At 71.1% G+C, this 16,333-nt stretch carries 8 protein-coding genes; all 8 read right to left on the minus strand.

All coding sequences use genetic code 11. From position 1 onward, the window contains the following. The coding region (locus tag ABGB18_RS48945; protein WP_347702591.1) for a TIGR02679 domain-containing protein at positions 1-1,061 on the minus strand (1,061 nt) is incomplete at its 3' end. Further along, a complete protein-coding gene (locus ABGB18_RS48950) occupies positions 1,054-5,061 on the minus strand; it encodes a TIGR02680 family protein (protein ID WP_347702592.1) in 4,008 nt (1,335 codons plus the stop codon). The genes ABGB18_RS48945 and ABGB18_RS48950, both read right to left, overlap by 8 nt. Continuing rightward, positions 5,058-6,398 carry a TIGR02678 family protein gene (locus ABGB18_RS48955; RefSeq protein WP_347702593.1) on the minus strand — a complete coding sequence of 447 codons (1,341 nt, stop codon included), beginning with the start codon at positions 6,396-6,398 and terminating at the stop codon, positions 5,058-5,060. The genes ABGB18_RS48950 and ABGB18_RS48955 overlap by 4 nt, the downstream gene beginning before the upstream one ends. Continuing rightward, positions 6,395-7,885 (minus strand): TIGR02677 family protein, encoded by a 1,491-nt coding sequence (locus tag ABGB18_RS48960; RefSeq protein WP_347702594.1) that lies wholly within the window; start codon positions 7,883-7,885, stop codon positions 6,395-6,397. The genes ABGB18_RS48955 and ABGB18_RS48960 overlap by 4 nt, the downstream gene beginning before the upstream one ends. A 74-nt stretch (positions 7,886-7,959) precedes the next feature. Continuing rightward, complete coding sequence (locus tag ABGB18_RS48965; protein ID WP_347702595.1) at positions 7,960-12,501, minus strand: DEAD/DEAH box helicase; 4,542 nt, start codon at positions 12,499-12,501, stop codon at positions 7,960-7,962. 3 nt (positions 12,502-12,504) lie between these two features. Beyond that, positions 12,505-13,914 carry a hypothetical protein gene (locus ABGB18_RS48970; RefSeq protein ID WP_347702596.1) on the minus strand — a complete coding sequence of 470 codons (1,410 nt, stop codon included), beginning with the start codon at positions 13,912-13,914 and terminating at the stop codon, positions 12,505-12,507. Beyond that, positions 13,914-14,117: a hypothetical protein gene (locus ABGB18_RS48975; RefSeq protein WP_347702597.1), complete on the minus strand. Its 204-nt coding sequence runs from the start codon at positions 14,115-14,117 to the stop codon at positions 13,914-13,916. Before ABGB18_RS48975 ends, ABGB18_RS48970 begins: the two co-directional genes overlap by 1 nt. Before the next feature lie 362 nt (positions 14,118-14,479). Further along, entirely contained in the window at positions 14,480-15,847 is a 1,368-nt protein-coding gene (locus ABGB18_RS48980) for an OmpA family protein (protein ID WP_347702598.1), read from the minus strand. Positions 15,848-16,333: the final 486 nt, after the last annotated feature.

A 16,333-nucleotide genomic window follows, 5' to 3' on the forward strand; every position in this document is an offset into this window, starting at 1 on the left:
AAGTAGTCGGCCGCCCCCATCCGCCAGGGGATCGCGCCGTGTCGCAGTTGGGCGGAGGCGAGGATGCGCAGCCCGGTCCAGTCGAAGTCGGCGCGCCAGCACAGCCGGGTGCACCCGGTGAGCAGCCTGTGGCAGGCCGCCGAGGGGATCCCCTCGGTGCAGACCAGGGCGGCCGACGCCGTGCCGAGCTCGGCAGCGGCGGCGCGAAGGACCGCGGGGTTCTCGCAGACGAAGATCTCCTCGACGTCCGGCACGATCTCATACTCGACCTGCTGCTGGAGGGTAAGCCGAAACGGGATGCCGTGCGCGGCGGCGTCATTGAGCCAGCGCGACACGACGGTGCCGCCGCGGGTCCTGACATTGAGCACGAGCACCTGGCTGGCCAGGTCGTCGACGATCACCCCGGCCGACTCCCACAGCTCGCGCGGCGCGTGCTCATGGTCGCGCCCGCTTGGCTCCTCGTTGGCTCCTTCATCGCTCTCTCGTCGCGAACTCCTGCGCTTCGGCTCCCCGGATGTGCGAAGCGCGAGGGCGCGCAGCACCAGCGTGGCCAGCGGGCTGCCACGGCCGAGCGCCTTGGTGTCTCCCGTGGCGGCCTCAGCCAGCACCGGCAGCGGGACGAAGGACGCAGGAAGCAGGTCGAGCACGGCGCACGCCTGGCAGATCAGGTGGCCGTCGCCACGCCGGATCAGGCGGGTGAGGGTGCCGTCGGCGCTCATCGCGGCCAGCCAGCCGGAGAACCAGGGGGTTCCCGCGTGTTTGGAGGGAGTGGCAAGCAGTTCCTCCCTGGCTGCCTCCTCGGCAGCACGTTCCGCCGCTCTGTCCCTGACCTGGCCGCCCAGCGCCCGGAGTAGCCCGCCGGGGATCGCGGCGTCGAGGTCGGCCAGCGACACGGTGAGCCGTTTGACGCCTTCCGGGCGATAGATCCCGGTGATGCCGATGATGGCGCGCCGCTCATCGTCCGTGGGCGCGTTGAGCCCGATGGAGCCCGCCAGCGCTCCTCCGGTGCGCTCCAGGCGACGGCGAGCGGCCGCCAGGAGGCGGTCGGGGAGATCAGCCAACGGGCACCCGCCGTACCCCGGGGGAGCCGAGCGCGACGGTCAGCTCGCCAATGTCGTCGGCCAGCAGCTCGGCTCCGTCCCACACCAGCAGCAGGGCGCTGACCGTATGTTCGACGGGCGAGTGGGCCAGGTCGTAGTGGGCCGCGGCGGGCACGGCCGCGTGCGTGGCCCACAAGTCGTAGCCTGTCATGAACAGGTCGAGATCGAACTGGGCGGCCAGGCCCATCAGTTCGCTGCGCCCGGTGTCGTCGACCCCGGCGAACGCCTCGTCCAGCGCGAGCAGTCGGGGAGCGTCAGGTCTGGCCGAGTTGAGCATGGCGTGGGCGGCGGCGAACAGGGGCAGGTGCAGCGAGACCGACTGCTCGCCGCCGGACAGGCGGCTGTGCTTGGCGCGGGTGAGCCGCTCTTCCGCGCCGCCGGGCCGTACGAGCTGGAAGGTGAACTGCCGCCAGCGGCGGTAGTCGAGAACTTTGGTGAGCAGCTCGCGGTAGGGCGTGTCGCGCTCGCGCGCTCGGGTGTTCTTGATCTGGGTGGCGAAGTGGGCGCGCATCCGGCTCAGCTCATCGGGACCGAGCCTGGCCGCGTCGGCGTCGAGCAGCCCGCAGACCGCCCGCTGCTCCTCCTCCAGGTTGTCGGCGAGCTGCCAGCTCACCCCGACCGTGGTGCCGGATGACATCTTGCGCGAACGCATCTCGGTGTTCATCCGCCTGATCAGGTCTCGGGCATCGACCGTGCGGTCGTGAATCTGCTGAGCCAGCCGGGTGAGCAGCGCGTCCTCCAGGATGCGCTGCTCGGACTCGCTGAGCAGCTGCTGCTGGTCGCGGCGGGCCTCAGTCATCTTCGAGGCGAAGGCGCCCACCGGCAGCAGGCCATCCTCGTCGGCGACTCTGACCACGATCACCCCGTCGGCGCCGTCCCACTCCGGGCGGTAGTCCTGTCCGGCGGCGGTGAGCTGCGCCTGCAGGTCGTCCAGCGCCTTGGTCAGGCGAGTGGTCGACTGCTTGAGCGAGATCTCGGTCGGCGTCAGGTCACGGGTCACGGAGAGGATCGCCTCATGTACGGCTCGCACCTCGTCGGGCAGCCGCTCGTCGAGCCAGTCGGCCTCCTGCGCGGGCCAGGTCAGGCCTGGCGGACACTTGAGCACATTGAGCAGCTCACGTTGGGCGAAGGGCGCGAGCCCTCTGGCCGTCTGACGTTCTTCACCTACCGCGACCTGCAAGGACTCCTGTGCTGCTGCCAGCCTGGCGCGGGCCGTGGCGGTCTCGGTGAGCGCCGTCCGCTCGGCGGTCCTGGCCGACTCGACCGCCCTGGACGCGGCGACGATACCGCTTTCCGCCGCCTCGATCTCGGCCAGCACCTGGCTCGCCTCCGCGCCCATGGTCTGCTGGAGGACGTCCAGCTTCGCGGCCTCCTCGGTGTGCCGCAGCCGCGCCGCCACCGTGTTCTGCTCGGCGGCCGCCTCGTCGTCGGCCGCCGATTCCAGCCGCTCGGTGGCATCCTCGACGGCCTCGCGCTGCCGTGCCTCCTCGCGCCATCTACCGGACAGCGCGGCCGCCGTGCTTTCGAAGCGCCGCAGGGCCTGCGCCACCTCCTCGACCTGCTCGGGGTTGAGCGCGTGCTCGGCTCCGGTCCTGCGCAGGGCCCGCTCGGTCGCGCCGCACGCGGCCACGGCCGCGTCGTAGCCGCTCTGCGCTTCGTCGGCGTTGTCCCTGGTGGCTCGCAGGCGACCGGCTGCCCCCTGGTGCTGGTGCAGCGCGGCCGCGATCGGCCCGGTCCTGGGCAGCGCGGCGCCCGCCGCGTTGATGGCTTCCAGCTCCGAATCGGCGCCTGCCCGCTGCCGGTCAAGACTGGTGATGGTTTCGCCCAGCTCGGCCAGCTTGGCATCACATTCCGCAAGACGTACGGCACGGCGGCGCGCTCGAGCGGTGGCTCCGACATATTCGGCGTGCTCCTTGTGATGGGCGCCGACCTGGATACCCTGCGCGAACCGCCCATCGGGAGTGATCGTCGGACTCTGCCCGCCGAGCGAGACGGAACGCAAGATCGCGGTGATCCGCTCAGGGGAGACCGGCGTGCCCTCCTCGGGAACCAGCAATTCGGCAAGGCTGGGCGTGACGGGGACGCCAGGCTCCAGGTAGCCCTCTGAATCCCCGGCGGCCACGCTCACGGGCGTCGGTGTCACCCACGCGTCGAGCAGGTTGGCCGCCTCCAGCGCCGCCTCGACCGCCGCCGCCTGCTCGGGTGACACCTGATCGGCGAACCTGATCAGCCGCCACAGCGGTGCACCTGCCCTGGCCTCGCGCGGAGCCATACGAGCCGCGAAGGATGGCGGCGCGTCATCGTGCTCCGCCGCGATCAGCGCCCGCTCTGCGCCGACCCGCGTTCGCTCGGCCTCCGCAGCGGAACGCTCCGCGCGCAGCCGCGCGAGGGTGTCACGCAGATCCTGTACGGCAGCCGCCGTCAGCCCCGCGAACACCATGTCGAGGCCGGGCGCGTCCGGCTCACCCACCCGCTCAAGCGCCGCCTCCAGGGGCGCGACGTCGAAGCGGTGGTGCTCGGCCCAGGAGGCAAGCTGCTCCCTGGCGTGATCGCGTGCCTTGGCCACCGCCTGCGCCGCCTCGGCCTCGGCGGTCTCCGCCCTGGCGAGCGCGGTCATGGCCTGATCGAGTGCCACCTTGGCCAAGTCGCGTGCCTGCTCGGCCTTCTGCACCGTGGCAAGCGCCTCGCGGACGGCTCGCAGATCGCCTGCCCTGGCGGCGACCCGGCCGCCCACCCGATCGGCGAAGCCACCGCGCTCGGCGTCGCCGGGACTCCAGGAGATCCCGGCGGCGGTCGCCTCGGCCGCCAGGTCGGCTGAGGTGCGGGAGACCGCCGATGCCAGCTCGGTCAGCTCGCGCTGGGCCGAGGAAAGCTGGACGCGGGCCTTCTGCGTGGTGGCGGCCCGGCGTTCCAACTCGGCAACGGCGGTGGCGGCCGTCTGCGCGCATGTCCTGACCAGCCGCTCGAGGTCGGCGAGCTGCTCGACGGCCTGGTAGGCGGCGCTGCTCTTGAGCTGTTCGAGCCGGGCGCGCAGGCCGGCCAGCCTCTCCTCGGCCGCCACCATGGCCGCCTCGGCCTCCGCCTGCTCCCGCTCGACTGCGGTCAGGGTGCGCGTGGCGGCCTCGAGCGCTCCCTGATGGGTTGCGACGTCGTCGCGGCGGCGGGTCAGCGCGTCGGCCGCCCAGCGCGAGTGCGTGCGCAGGTAGGTGGTGTAGCTGGACAGGAACGCCTGCGTCGCCTCGTCGGCGGCGATCAACCCCTCCAGGGTCCGTGCCACGCTCTCCATGTCGTCGAACGAGCGGGCCGCCTCGGCGATCAGTTCGTCGTCGATGGGACGCAACCCGTCGGTGAGGGTGTCGGACAGCTTGCCCGGGTCGAGGTTCTTGGCCAGCTGTGGGCGGCGCAGCGTCAGGATCAGCGTGATCAGCTGCTCGTAGCGCTCCTTGCCCAGGCCGAACAGCCGCTGATCGATCGCGTGCCGGTAGTCGGTGGGTGAGGCGGTGAGCGCGTGATCGCCCAGCTCCTCGACGAGCTGCTTCCTGGTCATCGGCCGGTCGTCGGGCGTGAGCAGTGAGAAGTCCTCGCCGACGCGGCCCTCGGCGACGAAGTGCCAGCGCACCGGGGCGTCGCGGTGGCGCTGGGCGTGCAGGCCGATGCCCACGGTGACGGCCTGGCCGGTCTCGCGGTGGCGCAGCTCGAGCCAGACGTAGCCGAGCGCGGTGTCCTGCCCGCGGAAGAGCAGGTTGGACTTCATGGTCCGGTCCTCGGAGGCGAACGGATTGAGCCGTTTGGGGTCGATCCGCCCGTCGAGCACGAATGGGAAGAGCACCTCCAGCGCCTTGGTCTTGCCAGAGCCGTTGGGGCCGCGCAGGATCAGCCAGCCGTTCGCGAAGGTGAACTCCTCATCCCGGTAGTCCCACAAGTTGATGATCCCGGCCCGGGTGGGTACGTAGCGCGTCACGATGTTTCCTTGGCGGGTCGCTTGGCGGGTCGTGGTTTGATTTCGGCGGTCGTGGCCCGGTAGCGGGCCAGCAAGGGGAGCGCGAGCACGCCGCCGTCGACGCGGGCGACGAGCCCGAGCGCCGACAGCAGGCGTAGAGCCTCACGCAGCAGCCGGTCGGGGTCGCCGCGCCAGGCGACGGCGAAGGCGGAGCCGTAGGTGCTCATGAGCTCCTTCATCGCGCCCTTCAGCCACGCGTCGGTGAGGAACGGGTAGAGCGCGCCCTCGGCTGTCTCGGGCTCGGTGCCAGGCTCCTCCGCGGTGAGCTCGGTCACCACGCCTCGAAGTGGCAGGCCGACGTCGATCCTCGCGGCACCGGCCTCGGTGCGTTCGGCCGCGGTCGGCGCGGGCATCGTCGGCTGTTTTCCCTTCGCGACCTGCGCGGCGATACGCGTGGACAGCAGCAGCGCGGCCTGGGAAGGGGTGCCGCCGCTGGGGAAGCGGACGTCAGACAGGCGGCCCGAGGCGTCGATCAGGGCCAAGCCCTCCGCGCGGCGCTCCACCGCCTGCCCGGTCAGCCGCTCGAGGTCCTCGGCCAGACCGGGGTGGCGAAGCTGACCGCGCAGTGACTCGCTCACGTCGGCGTAGTAGACGACGGGGCGCTCGAGCACCAGCCGCCTGGCCCTGCGCGCGGCGGCCTCGCGGATGCGGTGCACGCCCTGTATGAGGCCGCGATCGGTCTCCAGCAGCCCGGTCACCGAGCCCAGATGCTGCAGCACCCGGTTCGGACGGTAGATCGCGAAGACGACCTCACGGTCGATGTCGTAGAGCGCCTCGGCCCGGTCCGGACTGCTGGCCCAGTCGGCGGCGGAGCCGTCGGCCAGCGCCAGCGCGCCGCGCTCGGTCAGCCAGGTCACCGCGTCGACGAAGGCGTCTCTGTCGGGCTTGCGCTCGGTGTCGAGGCCCAGCCCATCGACCCTGGTCGCGTCGGCGGCGACGGCCTCGGCCAGCTCGCTGAGCGCGATCTGGGTGCCTGATCGGCCCAGAGCCGCCAGCGCGAGCACCAGGTAGGCGTATCTGCGCCGGTCGAAGGGCCGGTCGGTCCTGGTGATGGCCGGACGGGTGAGATCGAGGTCGTCCTGCACCCGCAGCAGCCGCGCGGTGTTGGCCGTGGTCACCAGGCGATAGCCGAGCAACTCGTGCAGGTCGGTGCGCAGCTGGGCGGCCCACCGGCGGACCAGCGGCAGCGCCGCCCTGCTCGGATGGACCTCGGTGATCAGCGGATGGGCCAGCAGCAGCCGGACCGCCCGCTGGTAGTCGGCCAGCTCAAGCGGGCTCACCTGCTCAGCGACACTCACCTCGACACCTCCAGCCGCATGCCGTTCAGGTGCAGGCGCCCGCGAACGGTTCGTACGGTGGTAGAGCCCTCGCAGGGGTGCAGCGTCAGCCGTACGCCATGGGCGGAGCCGCCCGCGGTGACCCGGCGGCTGGTCGCCACCCGGGCGCTGAGCGCGTGATCGAGCAGGCTCAGCAGGGTGACGGTCTCAGGCTCGTCGAGCACCCGCCCGTAGACGCCGTCTCCGGCCAGCGCGGCGGCCGCGTCGCGCCGCTGCCTGGCCAGCTTGAGTTGCTCGGTGCGCAGCCATTGGCGTTGGGCGTCGTTGCGCTCGATCCTGGCGGTGGCCCCGGACATGCGTGGCTCCCTGCCCGCCTCGACCAGACCTCTGGCCAGGCGCACAGGCTCCGCGTCCCACCAGGACCGCCGAGCTGGGATCAGCTCGGGATCCTCGTGTGTGACCGACAGGTGCCGCGGGCCGCCCAGGTTGAAGACGGCCTGGAACAGGCCGTGCGCCGCGTCGTCGTCGGGGCACGAGGTGAACCACTGCGCCAGGTGCCGCAGCTGGCTCTCTCTGCTCACGCCGCCTCTGCGCGCCTCGGTCACCCGGCGGAGCAGCGCGAGCACGTTGGCGATCGCGGTGACGGTCGCGCTCTGCAGCCGCTCGGCCTCGCTGTGCGCGCCGTCGCCGAACCAGTGGGTCAGCCCCGCCCAGCGCTGCCGCCAGTCATCCTCCCGCTCGCCCGGCGCGCGGAAGAGCCGGTCGTCGGCCGCGGCCGCGTGCGCGATCAGCCGGTCCACTCCGGTATCTGCCACCTCATGGACGGCTCGCGCCAGCCGGGGCGTGAACCTGGCCAGCTCGGCGGTGAACTCGCGCATATGGGTGAGCAACGAGTCCTTGTGCGACAGGAACACCTCTGGCCTGGTGTCGTTGGTGCGGGCCAGGTCGCCCAGCATCAGGTAGAAGCGGGCGGCCCGTTGCGCCATGTCGCCGAGGACCTGGTCCAGGCGGCTGAGCTTGCGGTAGACCTCGTCGCCGTCGCCGCTCCTGTTGGCCTCGGCCAGCGCCTCCAGGTCGGCCAGGATGTCGGGGAAGATCAGCCTGGACAGCTGGGCGTCCTCCAGCCTGGCCCCGAGCACCTCCTCCACCGCGCGATAAGCGCGATAGCCCGCCTGGGTGAACTGGTAGATGTAGTGCCTGTTGCGGTATTCGGCCAGGTTGGCCGCCCTGGTGCCGTCGTAGCTGCGGTCAAGCAGCTGCCAGTCGTTCAGCGAGTCGAGCAGCGACTGCACATCGCCCACCTCTGGGGCGCCGAGCTCGTCAAGCAGATCGCGTACGCCGGAGGCGTGCAGCAGCACCTGGTAGTTGGCCCGCCCGCGGTCGAAGGCACGCAGCACCCACAGGTATTCCAGGCGTTTCTCCGCCGCGGCGAAATGGAACAGCCGCATCCGGTCGTCGAGCGTGAACGCGTCGATCCCGAACGCGTCAGGTGCGTCTTCGAGGTCCACTGGTCCCATCCGGTTCTCAGGAGGTATCAAGTTTCATCGAGCTTGGCGTACACGACGGACAACTCCGCGCAGCGTCATCGGCCTTGGAGGGCTGCGGGGGCCTGCCCCCGCAGATCGCGCAGTCCGCCTAGGACGTGCAGGGCCGCGCCGCGGCTCAGCTCGTCGTGATGGCGTTCGTTGCGACGCGTACGTAGGCAGCCGTAGCAGGAGGTCTCGGCGCCGCAGTCGCACGAGGCGACCCGCCGCAGCGCCGCCTCGACGACCACGTCGAGCGCACCGGCCACGCGCAGCGCCGCGCCTGCCCCGCCGGGCACCGTGTCGAAGACGACCAGCCCGGTCCGCCCGTCGGCGCCGGGGTTGACCGCACCGTCTAGGTCGTTCCTGCTGATCTCCATTCCGTCGGCCGCCCCTTCGAGCAGGGCGTACAAGGCGGAACTCCAGTGAGCGGCGGAGATCAACCCCGGCGCGTCGAAGCGCAGCTCGGCCAGGTCGGTCTCGAAGCTGTGAGCCAGGGACCGCCAGCGCAGCGGTCCCGTGCACTCGCTCTGCCGCAGCGGATTGACGTGCGACTTGGCCGTCTTGCCCCGGTGCGGCGTGCCCCAGCCGCACCAGTCGCAGATCAGGAAGCCGCTTCCGGCCGGTCCTTCCGACAGCATGACCAGCCGTCCGCGCGACCCCGACCTGCACCACACCGACGCCCCGCTGGTGGAGGTCCACCGGCTCTCGGCCAGTTCCTCGCCGAGCGAGACGATGTGAGTGGAGCCGTGCCAGGCGCTCCTCGGTGGCGCCGTCCCCGGTTTCGCGGTCCGGTGATCGGCGACGAAACCGAACTCGGGCACGTAGTACTGGCGCGGCGCGCCCTCGCCCGCGCTGCCGCACGCCGGGCAGGCCGACTCCAGCGTCTCGTCGCCTTCGCGGTAGTGCTGGCAGGTACGGCAGACCGCGTAGGCGCGGCTGATCAGCTCCCGCCCCGGCAGCCGGTAGACACCTGCGGAGCGCCAGAGCACGCCGCCCGCCACCACCTCGGAACCTGGGGCGTACTCGTAGATCGCGGTGGATAGGTCCCTGCTCAGCTCCAGCCTGGCGCCCACCTGGCTGTCGCAATGCGCGGTACGCAGCTCGACGCTGTCGACGGGGAAGCCGTATTTGGGCAACACGTTCCTGTTGGCGAGGTAGCCGATCAGGGATCGGCGGGTCAGTGTGTTGACCGTTCGCTCGTAGCGGGCGGCCAGATCGCTGCGGCGCTTGTCGAAGGCTTCCTTCCTGCGTTCCTCGAAAGCCTCGATGTCTGCCGCGAGCTCCAGCCGTACCTGCTCGAGCAGGTCTGCGAGGTCACGCACCCACGCGCCCGAGTCAACCCCGATCTGCACCTGCACCGGTGCGGGCAGCACCCGGCGCAGCGAGCGGAGCACCCCGTCGGGCACCGGCGTGAGAAAAGCCTTGACCTGCGCGCTCGCACCGGACAGGAAGAAGTCGCCCGCCGTCTTCCACACCACGCCCGAGCTCTCTTTGGCGTGCCTGAAGAAGGCGGCCAGCGCCACGGAGTGCGCGTGCCGCCGGTCGATGCGGTCGTTGCCGAGCGGCACGTACGGCGCGCGGACCCGCCCGGCGATCATCGCCTCCGGCTCCTGGTAGCGGGACAGATCGTGTGAGCGCCGCTGGGCGTAGGTCAGCACCAGCGCGGCCGAGTCGGTGCGCCGCCCTGCTCGCCCGGCCCGCTGGATGTAGTTGGCGGTGGCCGGCGGCATGTTGCGCAGCATGACCGCCTGCAGTTCGCCCACGTCGACGCCCAGCTCGAAGGTCGTCGAGCAGGACAGCACGTTGACTTCGCCGCGCAGGAACCGCTGCTGGATGTCGGCGGCCTCCAGCCCGGTCCACTGGGCGGTGTGCTCCCTTGCCAGCAGCGGCACCGGTGCCATGGACCGGTACAGCACCCGATGGTGATCGTCGAGGTCGGGTTCCGCCGGCGCCAGAGTGCCCGCGCAGCCGAGTGTTGGACAGACCCCGCGCACGGAGACGGTGCTGATCCGGCGGCACAGGCCGCACCGGTGGATCGCCCCGGCCGCCGACAGCTTCAGCCAGGTGTGATCGAGCTGGAAGACCTGGCCGAGCCTGGGGAGAGCCGCCGAGCCCAGCCAGCCGTCGCGCAGCGAGGTGAGCAGCCTCCAGCAGCCGTCGAGGATCTCCCGAGCGCCCGCCTCGGACCCGAGCGCGGCCAGCACCCTGCGCAGGTAGTCGAGCCGGCGGTTGACGCCTCGCGTCGGCAGCCAGCTGAGCACCTTGAGCCTGGCCTCGGCGCCGTCGCCGCGCACGTAGATCGGACCACGGCGGGGATCGAACAGTTCGTCGCGCGGATCGACCTCCTCCGGCATGGTCAGCGCGCCCTGCTGGCGCAGCGAGCGGGCCAGCTCGCCCAGCAGCGACCAGCATTCCTCCGGGCTCAGCCCCAGCTCCAGCAGAGGTGCGGGCAGCCGCCAGCCCGGCTCCCGGTCGAGCTCGACCCGCAGCAGCCCGAGCCCCTCCAGCGACTGGCGTTCGTCCATGGCCACCAGTTCGCGCATCACCCACAGCGCCACCGTGCGCCGCCGCTGCTGGCGCGAGGCGCGGCGCTCGAACACGCCCGCGTCCCCGGCCGCCCCGACCACCTCGTCCACCAGGTCGTCGACGGTGGCGTCGTCGTCGCGGCGTACAGCGCGGCCCAGACCGTCAAGGATCAGCTTGCGCTGCTGAATCTGGGCATAACTCGACTCCAGGTAGGGAGCGAAGTAGGCGGCGGCCTGACGGCTGTCGCTGAAGGTCAGCAGCTTGCGTCCGCCGCCCGGCCGGTCCTCCTGCTCCGGCATGGGCGGCAGCGCCTGGTAGAGCGTGGTGGCCAGGACCGCGGCCGCGGCCTCGTTACCGCTTTCGAACAGGCGGATCATCCCGGCGCCGCGCGCCCCGCAGGCCAGGCAGCCGCTGGGCGAGCTGGCCTTGGTCTTCAGCCGGCGCACCGGACGCAGCGCGGCGCCGGCACAGCAGGGGCTCTGCGCAGTGGTGTGGAGGGCGCCGCACCTGCCGCACAGGAAGGCGTCCTGGGCCTCGGTCTCCGGCCCCTCCTCCAGAGTCTCGTCATCCTCATCGGCCAACTCGGGCGTGTCGCCGAGCAGCAGCCAGACCCTGGACTCCATCCCACTCACCCTGGGGGTGAACCGCCGACCGGCCAGCTCGACCGCGCCCATCAGGTGGACCGCGCCGCAGCGCTTGCACGCGCCGAACTCGAAGACGGCACTGGAGCAGGTGGGACAGCTCTCATGACGGCCGAGCGCGACGTGCGGGCCGGTCAGGCAGGTGAAGGCGCCCTCGGTGGCCCGGGCGAACAGGTGATAGCGAGCCGACAGCACCGGACTGCTCGCGCCGTCGGTGATCCGCGCGCCCACCGCCACCAGCGCGGCCAGCGCCTCGTCCGGCTCCTCCTGCCCTTCGAAGATCAGCTGGGCCAGTTCGGCGATGGGCTTCGGTCCAGCCGCGAGGCTGCCGCGAAGGGTGGCCATCGCGTGCTCGTGGGCGAGAGCCGTACCCGCGTGCGACATTCCGGAGCGGCGGACCAGCTCGGCCGCCGGATCCTCGCTCACAGCCAGCTTGCGATAGTCGGCCGCGGTGAGCGGCCCCCAGAACGGTCCGGACGGCATCTCCACCCGGGTGGCAGTCACCAGGTCTGCATCGTCGAACGGCGCGTCGAACAGTCTCGCGGCGAAGTCCAGAACGGCCGCGCCCTCGTCACCGACCGTGGCGCTGGTGGCGATGGCCTGCAGCGTGCGTCCGGGCGCCACCCGATCACGCAACCGGCGCAGCAGCATCCCGAGCTCCTCGCCCCTGGCGCCGTCATACACATGAGCCTCATCCAGCACCACGAACCGCCACCGTTCGGCGTGCTCGAAGAGCTCCAGATCGTCGGGGCGGAGCAGCAGGTACTCCAGCATCGCGTAGTTGGTGAGCAGCAGGTGCGGGGGAGCGGCTCGCATCTCCTCGCGGCTGAGCAACTCGTTGGGCAGCCGGGGCCGGCCGGGGTTGAGCTCCTCGAACAGAGCAGCACCCTGCTGGGCCCGCTCAGGGGTGTCGCCCGTGTAGCGGCCGAAGGTGATCTGTGGCGCGGCGGCGAGCAGGTCCCGCAGCCGTTTGAGCTGGTCGCCGGCGAGCGCGTTCATCGGGTAGAGCATCAGCGCCCGCACCCCAGGCGCAGGGTCGCCCTCGGCGGTCAGCGCGGACAGGATCGGCAGCAGGAAGCTCTCCGTCTTGCCCGAGCCGGTACCGGTTGCTACCACCAGGTTCCGGCCCGTCGCCGCCTTGCGCAGCGCCTGCTCCTGATGCAGATAGAGCGGCCGGTCCAGCGGGAGCGCCCTGCTGCCGAGCGTGGCGAAGGCGGGATCGAGCACCCCCTGGCCGATCAGCTCGCGCAAGGTCGCGCCCGTCAGGTAGGGCGGGGTGGCCTCAAGCAGGGGCCCCTTGGTCAGCAGGGGACTGGCCTCGATCTGCTCCGCGAGCGCCTCTGCGATTGCAGGCTCGCGCACGGGCAGCAGCGAGCGTAGGTAGCGCCGGTAGGTACCGGCGATGAGCGCGCTGGTTGCGAGGGGATCCATGGGTCAATCGTTGCAGAGCCACGGATCTGGTGTGGCTCGTTGCGGAGGAGACATTGTCGCCAGAGTAACGTTCCCTACCCGCAGAGTGATCTCACCGTGCGCCCGCACGGTGTCCCGCAGGCGCACGAGCGGATAGTCGCCACGGGCGTGCGCGGTCAACTCCTGTACGGCGCCGCCGCCCGCGATCACCTCGATGGGCGGGTTCTTCAGGCCGGGCACGTCCAGCCGCAGCCACCGATGCTCCGGCGTCAGGCGGGGCGGCGCGGCGTGCCACTGCTGATCCACGCGCACCCGCATGTGCGGTGGGCGCACGGTGAGCGCCAGCGGGCGCCCGGACGCCACGCAGGTGAGCCGGCTCACCGTTTGCGCGGCGGTGAAGGTGAGCGCCTGCGGCGTCGCTGTCAGCCCGGGACCTGTTTGGAAGGACACGTCCGCCGGAGCCAGCCCGTCTCCCTCGAACAGCCGGACCGGAGGGTCGTAGCGGACCCGCAGCCCCTCGACGATGGTGACAGTGTGCCGTTGGGGCCGGCCATCCGTACCCGAGGCCGTCACGGTGAAGGTCCCGAGCAAGGGCCTGGGCAATAGAGCCCACGGGTCGGCGGGGTCGGCTCGCTGTGCCGTACCGCCCGCCCGTGCCACCGTGACCCGCCAGTCTCCCCGCGGCAGCCACAGGGCAGGCGGCCCAGCCAGTACCGCGGAGCCGTCCGGTGCGCTGACGCCGCCGATGGCCTCTCCCGGCAGGAGCCGTGGCCCGGCCTTGCCCCGCACCGGCCTCCTGCGGCCGTCTGCCACGGCCAGCCAGCTCCCACCCTCCAGCGAGACCAGCGCCAGCCGCCGGTCCTCCCAGCCAAAGGGCAGCAGGCCTTCGGCGATCGTGCGCAGCGGGCCATCGGAGGTCAGCGCGCCGTCGCGGTGATGAGCGACCCAGACCGGACCGGGTGGCAGGTCCCCGGTCAGCTCGCGGCCGTCCTCGGCGAAAACGAGCAGGTCCTCTCCCGCGGGCCCGGAGATACCTCCGCCGAACGGGTCAAGGAGGCGCCGGGGCGGCTCCGGCACCGGTCGTCCGGCATGCAGCATGATCGACTGGGTGGCGGTGGCCTCGCGCGGCAGCCCGAAGACAGCCAGCGCGGCCAGGAACGCCCTGCCCCAGCCCGCCGCGTTGCCCCGGCGTTGGGTGGCCACCCTCCAGCGAGGCCAGAACGCTTCGCCGGCCGCCGCCATGCGGGTGAGCGAGATCGCCACGCAGGCGGGCCAGCGGACGGCGACCTCTTCATGGCCGTAGACGTGCCCGAGCGCTTCGGCCGCCGCCGTCGACATCTCCTCGGGAACGTCGGCTTCCGACACCAGCGACACCTGGCGCAGCTGCGCGGCCCACTGCCGTTCGAGCAGGTCGAGAAGGGCGATGAACGGCATCACCGGCGTGCCGGCACCCAATGGGTCCGGTAAGCGCGCTCCAAACCTCGGTCTCCGGTCTTGGAGAAGCGCAGCGGACGGCGATCGCGCGTGCGCGACCAGCCCATCCCGACGAGCACGTTGATGGGGTCCACGAACCCCTGTTCTTCCAGCACGGCCTCGGCCGCCTGCGCGACTCGGGATTCCAGCCGGGTGGGGGGCATAACCCCTTATCCTAGACGCGAGGTCTGATGCTGAAGCGCTCCCACGACTAAGTGCCCGAGGTGTCAGATCCGGCTCACGCAGATGCCGTTGAATGAAAGCCTGGATGCGCAGGGTGAGTGCGTGCCGGTGGGATCGGCCGTTCACGGTTACCCCGTCGGCCTCCAGGGTGTGCGGGACCAGCGCGGAAACCAGGCTCGAGAGCGTCATCCCGAGCCGTGGGCGATCGGCAGGCCGCAAACTTCCCGCAGTTTCGCTGAGGTTGGTGAGAAAGTGCAGGTCGGAAGGGGTCTGAAGTGGTGGGGCGCCCGGGGCTCGAACCCGGAACCTACGGATGAGATGTCCGGCTGAGACGCCGGTACCCCTACTGGACGGGCACCTGCAGCTCGCGGAAGTCGGCGATCTTGACCTGCATTGTCGAGCCGCCTTCTGTCAACGCGAACAGGCCCCAGAACTCTCGTGCCTGGCCCGGCCCGAACTTCTCGGTGCTTATTCGCACGCCGGACACGTCGGTGCAGGCGCAGTACGAGTCGACGCCGCCGTCGTCGGTGGGCACCTGGAGCCGGCCGGGCAGGTACTGGCGGTCGGCGGCCACGTCCGTCAGCCTCACGTTGGAGGCCGCCTGATACTTGTACGATAGCCAGTCCGGCGCGTGGTGCAGCTCGTTATACCAGGCCTCGGCGCCGCCCTCGTTGGTGATCCGGTAGGTCAGCAGCCCGAGCCCGCCGGAAAGCCGCCGCAGTCCAGTCACCTCCATGGAGATCGGCTGGCCGTCCGCCTTCCCACTGCCCGTCAGCCCGGTCGCGCCGGGAGAGGCGGCGGGCTCGGAGGTGGCCACCGGCTCGGTCTCCGCGGCCTGCGGCTTGGCGAACGTCACCGTGACGCGCCGGTTACGGCGTTTGCCCTCGTCGGTGTCGTTGCTGTAGAGCGGGCGGCGCGAGCCGTACCCCTTGGCCTGGTAACCCACGCCCTGCCTGGTGACGAGTGCGGACAGCGCATGCCGGACGGCCTGGGCGCGGCGTGTGGACAGCGGGTCGTTGATGGTGTCGCTGCCGGAGGAGTCGGCGTGCCCCTCCACTGTAACCGTGGGTCCGGCCGAGGAGTCGATCAACTTCGCGGTACGCGCGAGTACGGTCCTGGCCTTGGGGGTGAGGGTGGCCTTGTTCACCGCGAAGAGCACGTCGGAGGAGAGGTTGACGTGGAGGTCCCGGCCGTCATCGGCGGTCTCCTCCGATTCGTCCAGCGACTCCGACGGGGTCACGAGGCGACGGATGACGGTGGTGACGGGCTCGGCCTCCGGATCAGGGATGATCATGCCCGGCGGGGTGACGGGTGGTTCGTCGCTGATCGGCACGTTCAGCATGGGCAGGCCCACGGGGGTGACGACCGTGGTGGTGGCCGGGGAGCCCGAGGGAGCGGGCATGACCGCGTACAGGGTGATCGACCGGCCGGGGCGGATGAAATAGCCGAGGCCGTCGCGGTCCTGGTCGCTGCACAGGCAGGGGAAGTCGGCCGGCTGGTACGGCAGGATCCAGGCGCGGGCCTGGGCGTCGAGCACGCCGATGCCGGATGCCCAGCGGATCGCCCCCAGAGGGCGCGTGTTGTCGGCCAGCTCGCCTGTCCAGGGCAGGTTCTTGTCCGTCCCCGTGTTGGTGAGCCTGAGCTGGGCGACCAGATGCTTGGCCTTGACCCGGTTCAGACCGACGACCTCGACCTTGAGGTTCGGGGTCATGGTGCTGCGCGTCTCGGCGAGCGCGGGCCTGGTGTCCGGCCCCGGTGAGGCCGTACCGGCTGAGGTGGTGCCGGCCGGTGGGGCGCTTGAGGTGGGGGCGGGGGGCGGTGGTGGCGGCGCATCCGGTGTTCCGCCACAAGCGGACACCATGAGCAGCGCGACGAAAGGGACAACCATCCGATGACTCACGCAACCGATCCTGTCGTACTTTGCCTAAAAGTTGGTTTTCGGGTGGCCAAAAGTGGCAGCAGGTTCGAACGCACCACGCCGTTGCCGTTGCCGTGGCGACCGTCCCTTCATGGTGATGACAGCCGTCGGCAGCCCCGCCGCGGTCTGCGCGTGGACGCCCGGTCGTTCGGGGGGCCCTCGCCCCGAAACGTGGACACCTTGAGTACCGGATGATGGAGATCCGGAGACAAGGAGTTCCACGTGGCGATGAAGTCGTATCCGCCGGAGTTCAAGGCGGACGCCGTCGCGTTGTACCTG

Origin of the sequence: Nonomuraea sp. B12E4 (assembly GCF_039871825.1) — a bacterium.
In the GTDB taxonomy this organism is placed as follows: domain Bacteria; phylum Actinomycetota; class Actinomycetes; order Streptosporangiales; family Streptosporangiaceae; genus Nonomuraea.